This window comes from Bradyrhizobium sp. USDA 4486 (assembly GCF_054057995.1).
In genome coordinates this window covers 2,159,775-2,179,577 of sequence record NZ_JBSRZV010000001.1, presented here as the reverse complement: position 1 = coordinate 2,179,577, position 19,803 = coordinate 2,159,775, and the positions used below count along the sequence as shown (strand labels likewise).

Below are 19,803 nucleotides of genomic sequence, written 5' to 3'. Positions count from 1 at the left end.
AGTCTCGTGCCCCGGGCGCAGCGTAGGGTGGGCAAAGCGAAGCGTACCCACCAAATCCCTCGACTTCGAAAGAACGTGGGCACGGCGCAAGTGCGCCTTTGCCCACCCTACGGCACCTGTTGCTACGCCGCCTTCTTGCTCTCCGCGAGCTGCGCCAGCTGCCGCATGATCTCCGTGGTGCCGGCGAGGCGCTCTTCAGGCGTCTCCCAGTCCTGCAGGAACACGACCTTCATGTCGGGCCGCACCTTGGCGGCCTGGCCGTAGCTGCGGATGAAGGTCACGAGACGGTCGGGATAGGCGAAGGAATTGTCGCGGAAGACGATGACGGCGCCCTTCGGGCCGGCATCGATCTTCTCGACATTGGCCCTGCGGCAGAACGCCTTGATCGCGGCGACCTTGAACAGGTAGCGCACCTCATCCGGCAGCACGCCGAAGCGGTCGCGCATCTCGGCGCCAAAATTCTCGATCTCCTCCTCTGTGTCGAGATCGGCAAGACGCCGGTACAGCGACAGCCGGACCGAGAGATCGCCGACGTAGTCCTCCGGAATGAGCACGGGCATGCCGATGGTGATCTGCGGCGACCAGCGGTCGGCGGCGGGCTCGGCGACGCCGGCCTTGAGATTGACGATCGCCTCCTCCAACATCGATTGATAGAGCTCGAAGCCGACCTCCTTGATGTGGCCGGACTGCTCCTCGCCGAGCAGATTTCCGGCGCCGCGGATGTCGAGGTCGTGCGAGGCGAGCTGGAAGCCTGCACCCAGTGTCTCCAGCGACTGCAGCACGGTGAGCCGGCGCTCGGCCTGCGCCGTGATCTTCTGCTGCGCCGGCAGCGTAAACAGCGCATAGGCCCGCAGCTTGGAGCGGCCGACGCGGCCGCGGAGCTGGTAGAGCTGGGCGAGGCCGAACATGTCGGCACGGTGCACGATCAGGGTGTTGGCGTTGGGAATATCAAGGCCGGACTCGACGATCGTGGTCGACAAGAGGATGTCGAACTTGCCGTCGTAGAACGCGGTCATGATGTCCTCGATCACGGCGGGCGGCATCTGGCCGTGCGCGACCGCGACCTTCATCTCCGGCACGTTCTTGTCGAGGAAGTCCTTGACTTCAGCGAGGTCGTCGATGCGCGGCACGACATAGAACGCCTGGCCGCCGCGATAGCGCTCGCGCAGGAGCGCCTCCCGGATCATCAGGGGATCGTGCGGGGCGACGAAAGTGCGCACCGCGAGGCGGTCGACCGGAGGCGACGCGATGATCGAGAGCTCGCGCACGCCGGTGAGCGCCAGCTGCAAGGTACGCGGGATCGGCGTTGCCGACAGCGTCAGCACGTGGACTTCAGCGCGCAGGGCCTTCAGCCGCTCCTTGTGGCTGACGCCAAAGTGCTGCTCCTCGTCGACGATGAGCAGGCCGAGGTCGCGGAACTTGATCGCCTTGCCGAGCAGCGCGTGGGTGCCCACCACGATGTCGACCGAACCATCGGTGATGCCCTTCTTGACCTCGTTGAGCTGTTTTGCGGGAATCAGGCGCGAGGCTTGCGCGACATTGACCGGGAAGCCCTTGAAGCGCTCGCTGAACGTCCGGTAGTGCTGGCGCGCCAGGAGCGTTGTCGGCACCACGACCGCGACCTGCTTGCCGTCGAGCGCGACCGCGAAGGCGGCACGCAGCGCAACCTCGGTCTTGCCGAAGCCGACGTCGCCGCAGATCAGCCGGTCCATCGGACGGCCCTTTTCGAGATCCTTCAGCGTGGACTCGATGGCGCCGAGCTGGTCCTCGGTCTCGTCATAGGGGAAGCGCGCACAGAACTCGTCGTAGAGGCCCTGCTGCACCGGCAGCTTCGGCGCCTCGTGCAGCATGCGCTCGGCCGCGATCTTGATCAGCTCGCCCGCGATCTCGCGGATGCGGTTCTTCAGCTTCGCCTTTCGGGTCTGCCAGCCGGAGCCGCCGAGACGATCGAGCTCGACCGTGGTCTGATCTGAGCCGTAGCGCGACAACAGCTCGATGTTCTCGACCGGCAGGAACAGCTTGGTTTCGGCGGCATAGTGCAGCTCGAGACAGTCATGCGGCGCGCCGGCGACGTCGAGAGTCTGCAGGCCGATGAAGCGGCCGATGCCATGATCGACATGGACGACGATGTCGCCGGCGGTGAGGCTCGTCACCTCCGAGATGAAATTGTCGAGCTTGCGGCTCGCCTTGCGCGGCCGGACGAGACGGTCACCAAGGATGTCCTGCTCGCTGATGACAGCGATCTCGTCGGTCTCGAAACCGCTCTCCAGGCCGAGCACGGCCAGCATGGTCTCGTTGCGCGGGGTCGCCTGCACCGTGCGCCAGGAGTTGACGCTGGTGGTGTGGGCGAGCTTGTGGTCGCGCAGCATCGAGGTCATGCGGTCGCGCGAGCCTTCGGTCCACAACGCGATCACGACCTTCTTGCGCTGCGCCTGCAACGCCATCACGTGGCTGACAACGGATTCGAACACGTTGACCGTGGTGTCGTTGCGCTCCGGCGCGAAATCGCGGCCCTTGCGCGCGCCGGCGTCGACGACCGAAGTGCCATCGGTCGGGACGGAGAACGGCGTCAGCCGCGCCAGCGGGATGTCGGCGAGGCGTTTGCCCCACTCCTCCTCGGTCAGATAGAGCCGGTCGGGCGGCAGCGGCTTGTAGATCGCGCCGCCGCCGGGATGCTCCATCGCCTCGCGGCGCGCCTCGTAATAGTCGAGGATCTGCTTGAAGCGTTCGCGCACGGCGTCCTCGGCCTGCGGCTCGATCGCGATGGCTGCCCCTTGCAGATAGTCGAACAGCGTGTCCATCCGGTCCTGGAACAGCGGCAGCCAGTGCTCCATGCCGGGATGGCGGCGGCCTTCGCTGACCGCCTCGTACAGCGCATCGTCGCGCTCGGGCGCGCCGAACTCGGCGACATAGCCCATGCGGAAACGGCGGATCGTGTCGGTGACGAGCTGGAATTCCGAGACCGGCACGAGATCGAGCGAGCGCATGTCGAGCAGCGTGCGCTGGGTCTCGGCGTCGAAGGAGCGGATCGATTCCAGGCTGTCGCCGAAGAAATCGAACCGCACCGGCTGCTCGAGGCCGGCCGGAAACAGATCGAGGATACCGCCGCGCACCGCATATTCGCCGGGCTCGCGCACCGTCGAGGAACGGTTGTAGCCGTTGTGCTCGAGCCAGGCGACGATGCTGTCCATCGGTACGACATTGCCGGGCGCGACCGACAGCGCCTGCGCCGCGACCAGCTCGCGCGCGGGCACGCGCTGTACCACCGCATTCACCGTGGTCAGCACGATCAGCGGCTTGTCGCTGCCGGTGAGCGAGGCGAGCCGCGCCAGCGTGGTCAGGCGCTGTGCGAGAATGCCGCCATGCGGCGAGACGCGGTCATAGGGCTGGCAGTCCCACGCGGGGAAGGTCAGCACCGGCAGATCGGGCGCGAAGAATCTCAGCGCGCGCTCGAGCTGCTGCATTCGCGGCCCGTCGCGGCAGACCACCGCAAGGCTGACCGCGGGCTTTTTCGGCCGCGCCGCGATGGCCCGCGCCAGGTCGGAGACGACGAGGCCTTCCGCGCCTTCCGCGACATTGGCAAGCGTCACCGCGCGGCCGGGCGTGAGCAGCTCGGCCGGAGATTTCATGCCCTGTTTCATGCGCTGCCGTCCGCGATCGGGAACGCCTTGATGCGCGCGAAGATCGCGCCGGTGACGTCAGCTGGCAGCACCTTGTCACCGGTGATGGCGGCATAGAGATCGGGATCGCTGATCTCGAGCAGGGTCTCCAGGTCGGTGAGCTCGGCCTCGGACAGGTTGCCGATCTCGGCGTCCGCGAAGCGGCCGAGGATCAGGTCCATCTCGCGCGTGCCGCGGTGCCAGCAGCGGAACAGGAGCCGCTTGCGGCGGTCGTCCAGCCCGTTGCTCGATCGTGTCGTTCCCGTCATGTCTCAAATCCAGTGAAACGCAGAAAGCCCGGACGTGCCGGGCCGGGGTGATATAGCCACTCGAACCGGGCGTGTCAGCCCTTTGTTATTGCAATTGTTTGAGGACGGTCATTGCCGGGCTTGACCCGGCAATCCATCGTCCTTGAAAAGATGGATGCGCGGGTCAGGCCCGCGCATGACGAATGTTGCGAGAATGCGCCCCAGCCTGCTCAATCCGCTGTTTGCTCCCGTGACCAGCCTGCCCGGCGTCGGTCCGAAGCAGGACAAGCTGCTGCAGTATCTGCTCAGCCGGAACGAGACGCCGCGGCTGGTCGATCTGCTGCTGCATCTGCCGAGTCAGGTAATCGATCGCCGGGCCCGGCCGAAAATCCGCGACGCCGCCGTCGGAACCATGGTGACATTGGAGGTCACCGTCGACCGCCACCGCCCGCCTCCGCCGCGCAATTCACGCGCGCCGTATCTGGTCTATGCCAGCGACGACACCGGCGACGTCGTGCTGACGTTCTTCCGCGCCAAGCCCGGCTATGTCGAGAAGCTGCTGCCGATGGGCGAGAAGCGCTTCGTCTCCGGCACGCTGCAGATGTACGACGGAATCCCGCAGATCGTGCATCCCGATCGCGTGCTCGACGAGGAGGCGATCTCCAAACTTTCCGGCATCGATCCGGTCTATCCGCTGACCGAGGGCCTCGCGCTCGGCTCGCTCCGCCGCGCGATCGCGCAGGCGCTGCAGAAGCTCCCTGCCTTGCCGGAGTGGATCAGCCCGGAGGTGATGCGTCGCTGCAATTTCCCGCCTGTTAACGAAGCGCTCAATCGCGTGCATCAGCCGGTCGAGCTGACGGACATCTTGCCGGATCAGCGCTTCTGGTCCCGCCTCGCCTTCGACGAGCTGCTTGCCGGCCAGCTCGCCCTTGCGCTGATCCGCGCGCAATTGCGCCGGCCCGCCGGCGCGCGCAATGCCGGCGACGGCCACCTGCGCAACAAGATCATCGACGCCCTTCCTTACTCGCTTACGCCCTCCCAGCGCAGCGCCGCGGCCGCCATTGCCGAGGACCTGAAGCAGCCGGTGCGCATGCTGCGCCTGCTCCAGGGCGATGTCGGCTCCGGCAAGACCGTGGTGGCGCTGCTGGCGGCCGCGGCTGTCGTCGAGGTCGGCAAGCAGGCCGCGCTGATGGCCCCGACCGAAATCCTGGCGCGCCAGCACATCAAGACGATCGCGCCGCTCGCCGAACGCGCGGGCATGCGCGTCGCGATTCTCACCGGCCGGGAGAAGGGTAAGGAGCGGCGCGAGATCATCACCCAGCTTGCCGAAGGCGAGATCGACCTGCTCGTCGGCACCCATGCGCTGATCCAGGACGATATTGTCTTCAGGGATCTCGCGCTCGCCATCGTCGACGAGCAGCACCGCTTTGGCGTGCGCGAGCGGCTCGCGTTGACGTCCAAGGGCGAAGCCGTCGACGTGCTGGTGCTGAGCGCCACTCCGATCCCGCGCACGCTGGTGCTGACCTATTTCGGCGACATGGACATCAGCGAGCTGCGCGAAAAGCCAGCCGGCCGGCAGCCGATCGACACCCGCGCGGTGCCGATGAGCCGGATCAGCGAGGTGATGGAGGGTGTCGGCCGCGCGCTCGAATCCGGCAAGCTGGTCTACTGGATCTGCCCCTTGGTCGAGGAATCCGAGGCCGAGGGCACCGCGCACCTGACGAACGCGACCAAGCGCTTCGAGAGCCTGCAAAAGCGCTTCGGCGACCGTGTCGGGCTCGTCCACGGCCAGATGAAAGGCACCGAGAAAGACCGCGTCATGGGCCAGTTCGCTGCCCACGAGATCGGCCTTCTGGTCGCGACCACCGTCGTCGAGGTGGGCGTCGACGTGCCCGCGGCGACCATCATGGTGATCGAGAACGCCGAACGCTTCGGCCTCGCCCAGTTGCACCAGCTGCGCGGCCGCATCGGCCGCGGCTCGGAGGCCTCGACCTGTATCCTGCTCTACGGCGAGCCGCTCGGCGAGATGTCCAAGGCGCGTCTCAAGGTGATCCGCGAAACCACCGACGGCTTCCGCATCGCCGAGGAGGATCTGAAGCTGCGCGGCGAAGGCGACGTGCTGGGCGTGCGCCAGAGCGGCCTGCCCGGCTATCGCATCGCGCGCTCGGAGGTGCACGGCCAGCTCATCACCCAGGCGAGAGACGAAGCGCTTCGCATTCTCAAGGACGATCCCAAGCTGAAGGGCGAGCGCGGCGAGGCGCTGCGCTGCCTCCTGTATCTCTACGAGCGGGACGAGGCGATCCCGCTGATCGGAGCGGGCTAGCTGGAGCGCCGCCGCAAAGATCGTGACAGACGGGCTCGCGCCGTCTGCGTCCTTGCGAGCGCAGCGAAGTCAGGCCGCGAATTCGCTCGATGACTTGCGAGGCAATAAAGCAGACCTGGAAGGCCCGACCTTTCCGAGATGCAGATTTCGTGAAATCTTCCCGCGATGCGCCGGATCATCGTCGTTGGTTCCCAGGGAAGCGGAAAGACGAGCTTCGCCCTGAAGCTCGGGCGAAAGCTTGGGCTGCCGGTGGTGCATCTCGACGTGCTGTACTGGCGGCCGGGCTGGAAGCCGTCGGACAAGGCCAGCTTTCGCACGCGCGTCGCGGATGCAATCGCGACTGACGCGTGGGTCGTCGACGGTAGTTTCTCGGGCCTGGCGTTCGATCTCACGATCGCGCGCGCCGATGTTCTGGTCGTGATCGACCGCCCGCGCTGGCTCTGCCAGTGGCGCATTCTCTGGCGGTCCGCGTTCGATCGCGACAAGACCCGGCCTGATTTACCGGAAGGGTGTCCGGAACAGTTCGACTGGAAACTGATGAAGGAAGCGTGGCGCTACGATGTCGAGCGCGTGCCGGTCATCGAGGCCGAGCGCATGCAATACGGTCCTGATGTCCCGGTCGTGCGCCTGAGGCGCGACCGGGACATCCAGGGCTTTCTGGAGTCCGTCTCGGTGCACGGCGAGTAAAGGCGGCGGATCAGGATTTCTTCTGGGCAACACGCGCGGCAAACGCCTTCAGCAATTCCGCATCAACCGCCTCGCCATTCGCGTCTGCGGCGAGATGCTCGAACCAGCGCGCAAAGCCCTCGTAGATCTGGCTCGCCGGATGGCCGGCTCCGAGGAAGCCGGAAATCTCCCGCATCTCCGCGACCCAGCGATAGGCTTTCGGAATCATGTCCGGCAATGCGATTTCGAGCCGGGCCAGGATCGCGGGCTGGCTCAGCGCGAGTTCGTCGCGCAGCGCCTCGGCCGCGCCCGCTTTCGTCGCCGCAATCACCATGGCCGAGCCGATGCCGGCGAGGCCCTTGACGATTCCGGCATAGGACATTTTCAGCGCCGACGCCGCGCCGACCGGGCCCTCGACGATCCGCACATCGAGACCGAGATCCTTGAGCACAGCCAATTCGCCGGCGCACTCGCCGGACATGTAGAAGGCCGGGCTCTTGCCGCCGGGCTGCGGCGGGAAGCCGATGATGCCGCCATCGACGAAGCGCGCCTGCGCCGAGCCGATGATCTCCTCGATCCTTTGCACGGTATCGACATTCACGGCGTTGCAGTCGACCACGACCGGCTTCTTCTCACGCCGCACGATCAGCGCGGCCAGCCGCTCTGCCAGAGCGACCGCCTCGCCCGGGGGCACGATCGACAGGATGATGTCGGCGTCCGCAATGGCATCGTCCTCGGCGCCGATCATGCCGGCGTCAGCCGCGCGTTTCAGCGTTGCTTCGCTGCGTCCCTTCAACGACGTCAGCACGCGCGCGCCGTGCTCGCTGAGGCGGCGGGCTACGGCGCTGCCCATGGCACCGGGGGCGAGGATCGCAATGGTTTTGGACATCGTGCACTCCAGGTCGAATTCCGAGCGAGGCGCTCAGATCGATTGGAGCATAACAGAGGATGCGAATGCCCGCGTGAACGCGGCCATCCCGCGCGGGAATGGCCCTACTCCGCCTTCGCAGGCTCCGGCTGGAGCGAGGCGTTGGCAATGCGCGCCGCATTCGCCATGCCCGCGAGCGCGGCGGCCTTCTTCGGATCGGGCGCCGAGCCCGGCTGCACCACACCGGCCGACATGATCAGCGTCGCGGCGTCTTCGGCGCTGAGATCCACCTCGATGATCTTGCTCTTCGGCACATAGAAGAAGAACCCGGTGGTCGGGTTCGGCGAGCACGGCAGAAATACCGAGACATGCTCCTCTTGCCCCGGCAGGTTGCGCGAAATGTCCTCGTTCGGTGATTGCGAGATCAGCACGATCGACCACATGCCCGGTGAGGGAAACTCGACAAGGCCCACTTTCCGGAAGCTCGAGCCCTTGCCCGAGAACAGCGTCTCGAATACCTGCTTCAGGCCGCGATAGATCGCGCGCACCGCCGGGATCCGGCCGAGAAAGGTCTCGCCGACATCGACCAGCGTCCGCCCGATCAGATTGGCTGCAAGGAAGCCGACCAGCGTCAGCGTGAAGAATGCGACAATCAGTCCCCAGCCTGGCACGCCGTAAGGCAGATACGTTTCGGGACGATAGGCCAGCGGGACGAACGGCCGCACCACGCCGTCGACCCAGGTCACGAACCACCAGACCAGATAGAGCGTAATCGCGATCGGCCCCGTCACCACGAGGCCGGTCAGGAAATAGTTGCGGAAGCGGCCCATCAGGCCGGTATGCGGTTCCGGCAGGGCATCAAGAGGCGCAGGCGCGTCGTCGCGGGTGGTCATTCGGGTTCCAGGTCGGTCGCAGCACACAAGCTAGGGGCTTCTAGCAGGTTTTGGAAGAGCGCGGCCTGGTCCGTTCTGCCTATTCCACCGTCACCGATTTCGCGAGGTTGCGCGGCTGGTCAACATCGGTCCCCATCACCACCGCGGTATGGTAGGCGAGCAGCTGCACGGGAACGGAATAGACCATCGGCGTGAACGCCGCGGCCATATCCGGCATCACGATGGTCACGAGCGAATCCACCGTTGCCTCCGCCGCGCCCTTGGCGTCGGTCATCAGGATGATGTTGCCGCCGCGAGCGGCGACCTCCTGCATGTTGGAGACGGTCTTCTCGAACACGCGGTCATAGGGCGCGATGACGACGACGGGCATGGTCTCGTCAATCAGCGCGATCGGCCCGTGCTTGAGCTCGCCGGCGGCATAGCCCTCGGCGTGGATGTAGGAGATCTCCTTCAGCTTCAGCGCACCTTCGAGCGCAAGCGGGAAGCTGGTGCCGCGCCCGAGATAGAGCACGTCGCGGGATTTTGCGATCCGGTGCGCGAGCTTCTCGATCTGAGGCTCGGTGGTGAGCGCATCCGCCATCAGGCGCGGGATCTCGACGAGGCCATGGACGAGCTTGATCTCGTCCTCCTCGGACAGCTCGCCGCGAGCCTTGCCTGCGGCAATTGCAAGGTTTGCCAGCACCATGAGCTGGCAGGTGAAGGCCTTGGTCGAGGCGACGCCGATCTCGGGTCCCGCGAGCGTTTGCAGCACGGTCTCGCTCTCGCGCGCGATGGTCGAGGTCGGCACGTTGACGACAGCAACCGTATGCACGCCCTCGGCCTTGGCATAGCGCAGCGCCGCCAACGTGTCGGCGGTCTCGCCCGATTGCGAGATGAAGATGGCGAGATCGCCCTTGCGCAGCGGCGCCTCGCGGTAGCGGAATTCGGAGGCGACATCGACCTCCACCGGCACGCGCGCAAACCGCTCGAACCAGTATTTGGCGACGAAGCCGGCATAGCTCGCGGTGCCGCACGCGGTGATGTTGATGCGCTGGATGGTCTTGAAGTCGAACGGCAGCGTCACGGGCAGAGCGACGCGCTCGGTCGCCATGTCGACGTAGCGCGCGAGCGTATGGCCGACCACTTCCGGCTGCTCGTGGATCTCCTTCGCCATGAAGTGGCGGTAATTGGCCTTGTCGACCAGCGAGGTCGAGGCGGCGTGCTTGATCTTCTCGCGCTGGACGGCGTTTCCGTCCTTGTCGAAGATCGTCGCGCTCTTGCGGGTCAGCACGACCCAGTCGCCGTCCTCGAGATAGCTGATCGTATCGGTGAACGGGCCGAGCGCAATGGCATCGGAGCCGAGATACATCTCGCCGTCGCCAAAGCCGATCGCAAGCGGCGGGCCGTTGCGGGCGCCGATCATGAGGTCGTCGTCGCCGGCGAAGATGAAGCCGAGCGCGAAGGCGCCGCGCAGACGCGCCAGCGTCAGCTTCACCGCTTCCACCGGCTTGTTGCCGCGGGTCAAGAGATCGTCGACGAGATGCAGCACGACCTCGGTGTCGGTTTCGGTGTGGAATACCGTGCCCTTGGCCTCGAGTTCCTCGCGCAGCTCGCGGAAATTCTCGATGATGCCGTTGTGGACGACCGCGACGCGCTCGGTCGCGTGCGGGTGGGCATTGTTGACCGTCGGCTTGCCGTGGGTGGCCCAGCGCGTGTGCCCGATGCCGGTCGTGCCCTTCAGCGGCTCGGCTTCCAGCCGCTTCTCCAGATTCTTCAGCTTGCCCTCGGCGCGGCGGCGCTCCAGATGCTTGCCTTCGAGCGTCGCGACGCCCGCGGAGTCATAACCGCGATATTCGAGACGTTTGAGCGAATCCACCAATTGCTCTGCAACCGGCTCGCGCCCGAGAATGCCGACAATCCCGCACATGCGGATCACTATCCCCCAAAACGTCGAAAAATCGCCTAAACGACGCGCCCGTTTTCTAGCGAAGTTCCTAAGGAACCAGATACTCAATAATTATGACGGATTGCGACAGCAGCCGATGACGGCGCGCCCTCCGCCTGCGTCGATGTGGCCGGCCTTTAACCGCGCGCGTTAACTCCTTGTCAACAAGTTTGACCAACGATTCCGGTCAGGAGAACAAGGTCATGAAAGGCTCGTCCGACCGCAAGGGTCTGTCGTCGATGTATCTGCGTGCCAGCGAAACCTCGGGCACGCACCTTGCGCATTGGCCGCCGCCCATGCGCGGCAAGGAAAGCAAGCCCGTCTTCGTCAAGCATGTGCAAGGCGAGCCGGCCAAGCGCGCCAAGCCGCGCGGCTGGCGCCTGACCCGCGCGATCTTCTCCGAATTCGCCGACGACGAATAGCGGTCTACTTCTCCGGTTTCTTGCCGCCGGTCTTGCAGCTCGCGGTAGCGCGTGGCGCCGCCTTCCCGGATGGTCTGCTGGTTGCGCTCCAGCGCCATGGCATCATCAGGCACGTCGCGGGTGATCACCGAGCCCGAGCCGATATAGGCGCCGTTGCCGATTTTCACGGGTGCAACCAGCGAGGAGTTGGTGCCGACGAAGGCCCCCTGCCCGATGGCAGTCTTGTGCTTCTTGAAGCCATCGTAGTTGCAGGTGATGGTGCCGGCGCCGATGTTGGAATTGGCGCCGATGGTGGCATCGCCGATGTAGGAGAGATGGTTGACCTTGACGCCGGCCTCCAGCGTCGCCGCCTTGGTCTCCACGAAATTGCCGATCCGCGCGCCGTCGCCGAGCGAGGTGCCGGGCCGAAGCCGCGCGTAGGGGCCGATCGAGACCTTCTTGCCGAGCGTGGTCTCGACGATATGCGAGAACGAGTGGATCACCGTGCCGTCAGCGATCGACACGCCCGGCCCGATCACCACGAACGGCTCGATGGTCACATCCTTGCCGAACACGGTGTCGGCCGAGAGATAAACGGTCTCCGGCGCGATCAGCGTGACGCCCGCCTCCATCGCCGCCTTGCGAAGCCGCGCCTGCATCACGGCTTCGGCCTCGGCGAGCTGCGCCTTGGTGTTGATGCCCCGCACTTCGTCTTCGCTGGTCTCGATCACCACGGACTCCCATCCCTGCTTGCGGACGATGTCGACCGCGTCGGTGAGGTAATATTCGCCCTTGGAATTGGCATTGCCGATCTGCCCGAGGATGTCGAGCGCGCGGCGTCCGTCGATCGCCATCACGCCGGCATTGCACAGATCGATCTTGCGCTCGTCCTCGCTGGCATCGGCCTGCTCGCGGATCGCGATGAGATGATCGCCCTCGACGATGAAGCGGCCATACCCGGTGGGATCGGCGGCGCGGAAGCCGAGGGCGGCGATCGCGGCGCCCTTGGCCAGTGGCGCGCGCAGCCGCGCAAAGGTCTCGGCCGAGATCAGCGGCGTGTCGCCGAACGCGATCAGGAGATCGTCGACGCCGCGCGCGATCGCCTCGCGCGCCGCCAGCACCGCATGCGCGGTGCCGAGGCGCTCGGCCTGCACGAAGGTGAGCGCATCGGGCCTGATCCGCCTCGCCTCGTCCGCGACCGCCTGATGATCGGGGCCGATCACGACGGCGAGCGAGGCGCCGGTTCCCTTGGGCGCGGCGGCGAGCACATGGGCGAGCAGAGTCTGATGCGCGACCGGATGCAGCACTTTCGGCAGGCTCGATCGCATGCGCGTGCCCTCGCCGGCGGCGAGCACGATCGTGAGGCTTGAACGGGCGGTCATCGAAATCCTGTCAGATATGGCCGAATCAATTGCGCGACGGGTGGCGAGCCGCCCTCACGGGCGCCTTGCTACCCCCGCAAACGCCCGGAATTCAAGTGCGAGTGGGTTTTCCTGTTAATGTTCCCCATTGATTCGGGGACGCCCGATCGGGCTGGGCACTTATACGTTCATGGCAAAGGATTCCGACCCACTGGCGGATGCCTTCGGCACCAAGGAGACCGGCGGGCTGTTCTCCGGACTTTTGGCCGAGGAAAGCGCACTCGATCGCAGCATGATGTGGCGGCTGGGGACCTGGGGCGCGGCGGCCGTCGGCGCCGTCGTGGTCGCCGTGATGGCCAATCAAGCCCAGCTCGGCTGGCGGCGCGACCAGGTTGCCTCCGCCGATCTCGCGCGCCAGGCCGACCGGCTCCAGATGCTGACCAAGGAAAGCCAGAACGAGGCGCGCCGGCTCGCTGCTGCCATCGAGACGTTGAACAATGATCGCGACCGGCTCTATTCGCGCGTCACCGTGCTGGAGCAAGGGCTCGATTCCGTCACTGGCGCCATTGCCAGGCAGACCGCCGCACCGCCGCAAGGCACAAAGCCCCAGGATGCAGCGCCCGCGGCTCCCAGCGTCGCGCCGGTCGCCTCGACACCGGCCTCCGGCAGTGACAAGCCGCGCACCGAGGCGTCCAGGGACGCCGCGAAGGACGCCCAGAAGGACACTGCAAAGGAGCCGGCGAGCCCGCCGCCGCAGACCGCGGCTGCCGCCTCGCTGGTGCAGCAGGCGCCGGCAGCGACCGCAGCGCTACCGGCCATCCCGCTGGTGCCTTCCAAGTCGATGATGGCGCCCCCCGATCCGGCTGCATCGAAACTGATTCAATCCGAGGCGACCGAGAAGGCCGCCGAGAAGAAAACCGAGCCGCCGCCTGGCCCGACCGAGGTGGCGGCCGCATCAGCCAAGCCGCAGGAAGCCACCGAAAACGAAGCGCCGGCGATCGCGGTCCAGCAGACGCGTTTTGCGATCGAGCTCGGCGGCGCCAATTCCATCGATGGCCTGCGCGCGCTCTGGCGCGGCGTGACCAAGACGAACCCGGAGGTCGCGGGCCTGCGGCCGATCATCATGATCAAGGAAGGCAGCAGCGGCCTCGGCATGCAGCTTCGCCTCGGCGCAGGCCCGCTGATCAATGCCGCCGCTGCCGCAAAGCTCTGCGCGGGCCTCGCCGAAAACGATCGCCATTGCGAGACCACCGTGTTCGACGGCCAGCGGCTGTCGATGCGGGGCGGTTCGGACAAGGGGCAGGACAAGGGGCAAGACAGGGGACAAGACAAGAGCCAGGAGAAAGGTCAAGAAAAGGCGCAGGACCGGGTCCAGGAGAAGAACTCCGAGAAGAACCAGGACGCGGTCCCCCAAGCCGAGACCGCCCCTGCTCCCGCACCGGCTGCCAAGCCGGAGAAGCATCGCCGCAGCTACTCCTCCAAGCGATCATCGAAGCGCGAGGAGCCCGCGCCGGCACCTGCAGCGCCCCAGCAGCCGGCGCCGGCCAAGCCGGAAACGGCATCGGCCGGATCGACGCTCTCGTCGTTCTTCAGGCGCTAGTCATCTCGACACTTGATTTGGCCGGACATCCTTAGCGTCAATCCGCAGGAAACCCAGCTCTCCCCTGTTGCCCCTTCCCTTCATCCCGACCATATTGCGGCCATGACCAAAAAACCCTTTCGCCTCACGCCCTACCAGGTCCAGTTCCTGATCGTCGTCGGCTTCACGTCAGTCGGCTATGCGCTCTACTTGCGCTATCTCGGGATCGAGCTCTCTTCCGTCGGGCTTGCCTGCGACGCCGGACTGCAGACGCTGATCTGCAAGGCGCGCGCGGTCGCGACCGTGCTGTTCAAGAATTCGGTGTTCGGGATCGTCGCGCTGGTGGTGGCGACGCTGAACCTGATGCGGCCGTCGATCGTGCTGCTCACCGTCGGCATCATTGCCGCCGGGCTCGGCATCGTGCTCTACAATGTCGTGCTGTCGGGCTTGGCGATCGGCCTGCTCATTCTTGGATTTGCTCGGCCCGCGCCCGCCACAGCGTGAGCGCGAACAAGAGATAGATCGCGCACGTCCACAGCGACTGCCAGTTCTCGCGGCCCTCGTTGAACATCACATAGACGGCCGACAGCGCGAGCACGCCAGCGAACACCGCTTCCGCGATCGGACGCTGGCCGATCTGCGGGCGGTTCAGCATCAGCAGCGCGAACGGCACCACCGCCATCGTCAGCGAGGCGTAGGGGAAGTCGTGGTAGCGCGGGTCGAATACGAAGGCGAGCGCGGTCTGCGCCGCGATCACGGCAGTCAGCGCCAGCGTGAGACCCAGCACGGCCGTCAGCTTCGACCATTTCCGTCCCTCGCGCGGACCGAGCAGGTCGAGGAAGGTCGGCAAGCTCCGGCCGATCACCATCGCCTGCGCGCAGAAGATCGGCGACAGGATGCCGGCGAGCAGCAGCGCACCCCAGTGCAGCCAGCCGCCGATGCCGTAGCTCTCGTAATACATCTTGTCGGCGCCGATCCCGAGCAGGATGCCCGCCGATGTCGCCGAGATGGCAACACCGAGCCAGGCCGAGAAGCGCGGCGTCCACGGCCGCCGCCGCAGCGTGAGGCCTGCGACCGCGAACACCAGCACGCACAGGCCCATGCCGGCGCCCATGTACCATTTCCAGTACGGGAAATTGCTGATGGGCTGGCCCGGCGGATATTTCAGATTCCTCCGCACCGAGTCATAGAGACCCCAATAGCCGCCGACGGTGCCTTCCAGCCTGCGCTTCCAGGGCTGGTCGTAGGACTCGATCAGATTGACGCGGAATTTCTGCGCCTTCGCAAGGCTGAGGATTTCCGAGACGACGCGCGCCTGGTTGGTGCGCGAGGGCAGCGCGCCATCGCGCATGCGGCCTTCGCTGGGCCAGCCGGTTTCGCCGATCAGGATTTCCTTGCCCGGAAACGCCACCGCCATGCGCTCGCGGATGCTCTCGACATGGGACGCTGCGAACTTCGCCTTGACCGGGAAGTCCTCCCAATAGGGCAGGATGTGGATCGTGACGAAATCGACCGCGTCATAGATCTCGCGGTTCTTCAGCCAGAACTCCCAGACGTCGGCATAGGTCACGGGCACGCTGACCTGCGCCTTCACCGAGCGGATGATGGAGACGAGGTCCGCCGTCGTCATCTCGCCGCGCAGCAGCACCTCGTTGCCGACGATGACCGCGGTGATGACCTCGGGGAATTGCTTGGTGAGGCGAACGGCGAGCGATGCTTGCTCGAAATTCTTGGTGCGGTTGCTGGACAGCCAGATGCCCTGCAGAACCTTCATGCCGCCGACCTTGGCGGCGATCGCCGGCACCTGATCGAGCCCGTTCTCCATCGAATAGGTGCGGACGCAGTCGGTGATCTCCTTGAGCTGGCGCAGGTCCTGCTCGATCTGATCGGCCTCGATATGGGTCCAGGCGTTCAGCGGCGACTGCTCGCCGCGGAACGGCGCGTAGGAGACGCATTGAACCTTCTCGGCGGGATCGATTGGGGCGCGCGCGAGCGTGATCGGCGTGGCAAGCCACCACCACACGGCAGCGATCACCCCCAATGAGACGAGCAGAAGCGCCAGTGGCGTACGAAGAGAAATAGGTTCCGTCCTCCGCGAAGGGCCGTCGATTACCCGCATCTACGCCGTCTGCCAAGGGGGCACTCCGCGTGGATCCATCGCTCCGCTCGAGGAATTTACCTGCGGCCGTTCGACAGGGGCCTAGGATCGTGACTTTGCTGGACAAAATTCCAAATACAGGTCATGGGACTCGGCGGGACTTTTCCGCCGCATTGGAGACCCATTTGGACGCCATCACCGGCGCGTCCGCGGGATCCTGACGCGGGCGGTCAGCGGAGAAATTGGGGAATTCATGCGGCAACGGGTGCGTCAGTTTCGAAATGCGGTCCTGCGGCAGTTCGCCGCCACCTTGGCCGTTTCCTCCCTGGTCGTCATGATCGGTTTCGGTGGCGCGTTCGCGCAGAGCGGCACGCCGGCTCCGGATCAGGGCAAGGCCGCCGCCCAGCCCGCCGACGCCGCCGCCAAAGACGCTGCCCAGAACCAGCGCCGCACCGACGAGTTTGCAGAAGCCGCCCAGGTCATCAACGGCCCGGCCGGCAACCCCGAATGCGTCTGGCTCGGCCGGCGCGTTGTCAGATTGATGTGGCGCGATGACCTCGATACCGCGTTCCGTCATCTCGACCTCTATGACCGCTTCGGCTGTCCCGGCGGCCACATCCAGGCCGCGTTCCGCTGCCTGACCCGGTTCGGCGGCCAGATCGATCCCAAGGTCGCCGAGACCCTGGACAGCCGCGTGCACGCCTGCTGGATCAACCCGGCCTCCCAGCCGCAGCAGGCGGCGGCCGCGGCCTCTCAGCCGGCGGCGACGCCAGGCAGTTCGCAGGCTCCGCAGCCGGCCGCCAGCCCCTCGCCTGCGGCAAGTCCGACACCGGCGCCGCAGAAATAATCGGAAGGCACCTTCAGCCGCCGTTCAGGAACGATCGCCCAAAGAGACGGTTGGCACTGCCGCGCATTTCCTGAAAAGGCCATGCCCTCATAAGGACATGAGGCCATGACAGTTGTGAAACCGCGCGGCGGAGGTATGCTCCATTTGCCGCGGACTCGGTCGGATCTCGGGGTCAGATCCGCTTCCCTGCCACCTCAGCCCCTTTTGGTTTAGCCGCGATGCGCGTTGTCGCCGCCGTTCTGTTGCTTGTGTCCGTGCTTCATGCAGGACTGTGGGGAGTCTTGCGCGATAAGCAACCCGCGCCCGACTTCAAGGGCCTCCTGCCGAGCGTCTCCTACGCGCCGTTCGAGGGCTCGGCCCACCCTGATATCGACAACATCCCGACCATCGAGAAAATCCGCGCCGACCTGAAGACGCTGTCGACCATGACGCGCGCGATCCGTCTGTATTCATCCACCGGCGGCGTGGAACTGGTGCCGCCGATCGCAGCCGAGTTCGGCCTCAAGGTCACGGTCGGCGCCTGGATCGACAAGGACAAGGATCGCAACGAGCGCGAGATCAAGGCCGCGATCGAACTCGCCCGCAGGAACAGCAACGTCGTGGGCGTCGTCGTCGGCAACGAGGTGATCTACCGCGGCGAGCAGAAGGTCGAAGACCTCATCGACATGATCAAGAAGGTGAAGGGTGCGGTCCGCGTGCCCGTCACCACAGGCGAGATCTGGAACATCTGGCGCGACAATCCGGAGCTTGCTTCCAACGTCGACTTCATCGCCGCGCACGTGCTGCCCTATTGGGAAAACTTCCGCTCGGACCAGGCGGTCGACCAGGCCGTCGACCGCTACAATCTCTTGCGCAACCTGTTCCCCGGCAAGCGCATCGTGATCGCCGAGTTCGGCTGGCCGAGCCAGGGCTACAATTTGCGCAACGCCGATCCGGGTCCGTTCCAGCAGGCGCTGACCTTGCGCAACTTCGTCAGCCGCGCCGAAGCCATCGGCATGGAATACAACATCGTCGAAGCGATCGATCAGCCCTGGAAATTCTTCGAAGGTGGCGTCGGTCCATACTGGGGCATCCTCAACGCCAGCCGCGAGCCGAAATTCGCCTGGACCGGCCCGGTCGAGAACCCCGATTACTGGAAGCTGATGGGAATCGCCCTGCTGGTCGGCATTCTGCTCTCGTTGCCGATCCTGCGGCTGGAAAAGCCGACCGCGAAACAGGCCTTCCTGCTGTCGGCGACCGCCAACGGCGTCGGTGCCTGGACTGCGACCGTGTTCGCGTTCTGGAACAGCCACTATTTCATCTTCGGCTCGGCCTTCGCGCTGACGCTCGGCATGATCCTGCTGGTTCCGCTGGTCCTCATCGCCATGGCGCGCATTGACGAGATCGCGGCCGTCGCATTCGGCCGGCCGCCGCAGCGGCTGCTCACCAAGGACAAGCCGATCGAGAATGTGCCTGAGAATTACTACCCGAAGGTCTCGATCCACATTCCGGCCTATTTCGAGCCGGTCGAGATGATGAAGCAGACGCTCGATGCGCTGTCGCGGCTGAACTATCCGAACTACGAATGCGTCGTCATCATCAACAACACGCCGGATCCCGCCTTCTGGCAGCCGATCCAGGACCATTGCCGCGCGCTCGGTGAGCGCTTCAAGTTCATCAATGCCGAGAAGGTGCAGGGCTTCAAGGCCGGTGCGCTGCGCATCGCGATGGACCGCACCGCCGTCGATGCCGAGATCATCGGCATCATCGATGCCGACTATGTCGTCGATCCCGACTGGCTGAAGGACCTCGTGCCGGCATTCGCCGATCCGCGCGTCGGCCTCGTGCAGGCGCCGCAGGAGCATCGCGACGGCGACCTGTCGATCATGCACTACATCATGAACGGCGAATATGCCGGGTTCTTCGACATCGGCATGGTCCAGCGCAACGAGGTCAACGCGGTCATCGTGCACGGCACGATGTGCCTGATCCGCCGCGCCGCGATGGACATGGCGGGCGGCTGGTCGTCCGACACGATCTGCGAGGACAGCGATCTCGGCCTTGCGATCCAGGAGCTCGGCTGGGTCTCGCATTACACCAACCACCGCTATGGCCGCGGCCTGCTCCCCGACACCTACGAGGCCTTCAAGAAGCAGCGTCACCGCTGGGCCTATGGCGGCCTCCAGATCGTGAAGAAGCACTGGCGGCACTTCCTGCCGGGCAAGAGCCGGCTGACGCCCGACCAGAAGCGCGAATACGGCCTCGGCTGGCTGAACTGGCTGGGCGCCGAAAGCCTCGGCGTGGTCGTGGCACTGCTGAATCTCGTCTGGGTGCCGATCGTCGCCTTTGCCGACATCGCCATTCCCGACAAGATCCTGACGCTGCCGATCATCGGCGCCTTCATCGTCTCGCTGGTGCACTTCCTGTCGATGTACCGCGCCCGCGTCGCGATCAAACCCGGCCAGATGCTGGGCGCCATGATCGCAGCGATGAGCGTGCAATGGACGGTGTCGCGCGCCGTGGCGCAGGGCCTCATCACCGAGCACATCGCCTTCGCACGGACCTCCAAGGGCGGCCTGTCGCGGATGTCGATCGAGTTCCAGGCGTTCTGGGAAGCCGTGATCGGCATCCTGCTGCTGGTCGGGGCCGGCGTGCTGGTCGCCTCCAACAGCTTCCGCCAGATCACCGAGATCTACATCTTCGCCGGCGTGCTGGTGTTGCAGAGCCTGCCGTTCCTCGCGGCGGTGGCGATCGCCATCCTCGAGCTCAGCCGCATCAACTCGTTCCAGTTCTGGCGCGACAGCGCGATCCGCACCGCCGAGCTGATTGGCCTGCGGCCCGTTGCCCTGCCGACCCCCGCCGGCACGCCGCAGCCGGTGCCGAGCGAGGTCAGGCGGGAGGCGAACCAGTAAGGAGACGGTCCGGTCACCCGAGAGCCCGTGATTAATTAAAAGTCA

Annotated in this window: 13 protein-coding genes and 1 pseudogene; 7 read left to right on the top strand and 7 right to left on the bottom strand. The window is 65.6% G+C overall.

Annotated elements, in window-relative coordinates:
- Positions 1-122: 122 nt before the first annotated feature.
- Both mfd and ACVWY3_RS10660 read right to left on the bottom strand, forming a co-directional pair.
- Entirely contained in the window at positions 123-3,641 is a 3,519-nt protein-coding gene (gene mfd, locus ACVWY3_RS10665) for a transcription-repair coupling factor (protein WP_456838395.1), read from the bottom strand.
- On the bottom strand, positions 3,638-3,928 hold the full coding sequence (locus ACVWY3_RS10660; RefSeq protein ID WP_456838394.1) for an FAD assembly factor SdhE: 291 nt from the start codon (positions 3,926-3,928) through the stop codon (positions 3,638-3,640). The genes mfd and ACVWY3_RS10660 overlap by 4 nt, the downstream gene beginning before the upstream one ends.
- Positions 3,929-4,121: 193 nt before the next feature.
- On the opposite strand from ACVWY3_RS10660, the gene recG reads away from it, so the two are divergent.
- Positions 4,122-6,230: an ATP-dependent DNA helicase RecG gene (gene recG / locus ACVWY3_RS10655; protein ID WP_456838393.1), complete on the top strand. Its 2,109-nt coding sequence runs from the start codon at positions 4,122-4,124 to the stop codon at positions 6,228-6,230.
- A 165-nt stretch (positions 6,231-6,395) separates the two neighbouring features.
- A complete protein-coding gene (locus ACVWY3_RS10650) occupies positions 6,396-6,917 on the top strand; it encodes an AAA family ATPase (RefSeq protein ID WP_456838392.1) in 522 nt (173 codons plus the stop codon).
- A gap of 10 nt (positions 6,918-6,927) precedes the next feature.
- Here the strand turns inward: ACVWY3_RS10650 and ACVWY3_RS10645 are convergent, their stop codons facing one another.
- The 3 genes from ACVWY3_RS10645 to glmS form a co-directional block, all read right to left on the bottom strand.
- Complete coding sequence (locus ACVWY3_RS10645) at positions 6,928-7,785, bottom strand: DUF1932 domain-containing protein (RefSeq protein ID WP_456838391.1); 858 nt, start codon at positions 7,783-7,785, stop codon at positions 6,928-6,930.
- A gap of 104 nt (positions 7,786-7,889) precedes the next feature.
- Positions 7,890-8,657: a DUF502 domain-containing protein gene (locus ACVWY3_RS10640; protein ID WP_456838390.1), complete on the bottom strand. Its 768-nt coding sequence runs from the start codon at positions 8,655-8,657 to the stop codon at positions 7,890-7,892.
- A 79-nt stretch (positions 8,658-8,736) separates the two neighbouring features.
- On the bottom strand, positions 8,737-10,563 hold the full coding sequence (gene glmS / locus ACVWY3_RS10635; RefSeq protein ID WP_456838389.1) for a glutamine--fructose-6-phosphate transaminase (isomerizing): 1,827 nt from the start codon (positions 10,561-10,563) through the stop codon (positions 8,737-8,739).
- Positions 10,564-10,784: 221 nt separating this feature from the next.
- On the opposite strand from glmS, the gene ACVWY3_RS10630 reads away from it, so the two are divergent.
- On the top strand, positions 10,785-11,003 hold the full coding sequence (locus tag ACVWY3_RS10630) for a hypothetical protein (protein ID WP_027559236.1): 219 nt from the start codon (positions 10,785-10,787) through the stop codon (positions 11,001-11,003).
- Positions 11,004-11,007: 4 nt separating this feature from the next.
- Here ACVWY3_RS10630 and glmU read toward each other — a convergent pair.
- Positions 11,008-12,364: pseudogene (glmU, locus tag ACVWY3_RS10625) on the bottom strand (bifunctional UDP-N-acetylglucosamine diphosphorylase/glucosamine-1-phosphate N-acetyltransferase GlmU).
- 169 nt (positions 12,365-12,533) lie between these two features.
- Here glmU and ACVWY3_RS10620 point away from each other — a divergent pair.
- The gene (locus ACVWY3_RS10620; protein WP_456838388.1) at positions 12,534-13,943 is read left to right on the top strand and encodes a hypothetical protein; all 1,410 of its coding nucleotides are present in this window, start codon (positions 12,534-12,536) and stop codon (positions 13,941-13,943) included.
- 102 nt (positions 13,944-14,045) lie between these two features.
- Entirely contained in the window at positions 14,046-14,426 is a 381-nt protein-coding gene (locus tag ACVWY3_RS10615; protein WP_456838387.1) for a hypothetical protein, read from the top strand.
- Here ACVWY3_RS10615 and ACVWY3_RS10610 read toward each other — a convergent pair.
- Complete coding sequence (locus ACVWY3_RS10610) at positions 14,386-16,041, bottom strand: glycoside hydrolase family 17 protein (RefSeq protein ID WP_456838386.1); 1,656 nt, start codon at positions 16,039-16,041, stop codon at positions 14,386-14,388. The genes ACVWY3_RS10615 and ACVWY3_RS10610 overlap by 41 nt on opposite strands.
- 232 nt (positions 16,042-16,273) lie before the next feature.
- Between ACVWY3_RS10610 and ACVWY3_RS10605 the strand changes: the two genes are divergently transcribed.
- Positions 16,274-16,867, top strand: a complete 594-nt coding sequence (locus ACVWY3_RS10605) for a beta-1-3, beta-1-6-glucan biosynthesis protein (protein ID WP_456838385.1) — start codon at positions 16,274-16,276, stop codon at positions 16,865-16,867.
- Between the two features lie 218 nt (positions 16,868-17,085).
- Positions 17,086-19,758 carry a glycosyltransferase gene (locus ACVWY3_RS10600; protein ID WP_456838384.1) on the top strand — a complete coding sequence of 891 codons (2,673 nt, stop codon included), beginning with the start codon at positions 17,086-17,088 and terminating at the stop codon, positions 19,756-19,758.
- Positions 19,759-19,803 lie beyond the last annotated feature (45 nt).

Excerpts from the sequence above, each read along its gene's own strand:
- ACVWY3_RS10620 (WP_456838388.1), top strand. The coding sequence starts at position 12,534 with ATGGCAAAGGATTCCGACCCACTGGCGGATGCCTTCGGCACCAAGGAG.
- recG (WP_456838393.1), top strand. The coding sequence starts at position 4,122 with ATGCGCCCCAGCCTGCTCAATCCGCTGTTTGCTCCCGTGACCAGCCTG.
- ACVWY3_RS10600 (WP_456838384.1), top strand. The coding sequence starts at position 17,086 with ATGCGCGTTGTCGCCGCCGTTCTGTTGCTTGTGTCCGTGCTTCATGCA.
- glmS (WP_456838389.1), bottom strand. The coding sequence starts at position 10,563 with ATGTGCGGGATTGTCGGCATTCTCGGGCGCGAGCCGGTTGCAGAGCAA.
- ACVWY3_RS10605 (WP_456838385.1), top strand. The coding sequence starts at position 16,274 with ATGCGGCAACGGGTGCGTCAGTTTCGAAATGCGGTCCTGCGGCAGTTC.
- mfd (WP_456838395.1), bottom strand. The coding sequence starts at position 3,641 with ATGAAACAGGGCATGAAATCTCCGGCCGAGCTGCTCACGCCCGGCCGC.
- ACVWY3_RS10660 (WP_456838394.1), bottom strand. The coding sequence starts at position 3,928 with ATGACGGGAACGACACGATCGAGCAACGGGCTGGACGACCGCCGCAAG.
- ACVWY3_RS10645 (WP_456838391.1), bottom strand. The coding sequence starts at position 7,785 with ATGTCCAAAACCATTGCGATCCTCGCCCCCGGTGCCATGGGCAGCGCC.
- ACVWY3_RS10640 (WP_456838390.1), bottom strand. The coding sequence starts at position 8,657 with ATGACCACCCGCGACGACGCGCCTGCGCCTCTTGATGCCCTGCCGGAA.
- ACVWY3_RS10610 (WP_456838386.1), bottom strand. The coding sequence starts at position 16,041 with ATGCGGGTAATCGACGGCCCTTCGCGGAGGACGGAACCTATTTCTCTT.
- ACVWY3_RS10615 (WP_456838387.1), top strand. The coding sequence starts at position 14,046 with ATGACCAAAAAACCCTTTCGCCTCACGCCCTACCAGGTCCAGTTCCTG.
- ACVWY3_RS10630 (WP_027559236.1), top strand. The coding sequence starts at position 10,785 with ATGAAAGGCTCGTCCGACCGCAAGGGTCTGTCGTCGATGTATCTGCGT.
- ACVWY3_RS10650 (WP_456838392.1), top strand. The coding sequence starts at position 6,396 with ATGCGCCGGATCATCGTCGTTGGTTCCCAGGGAAGCGGAAAGACGAGC.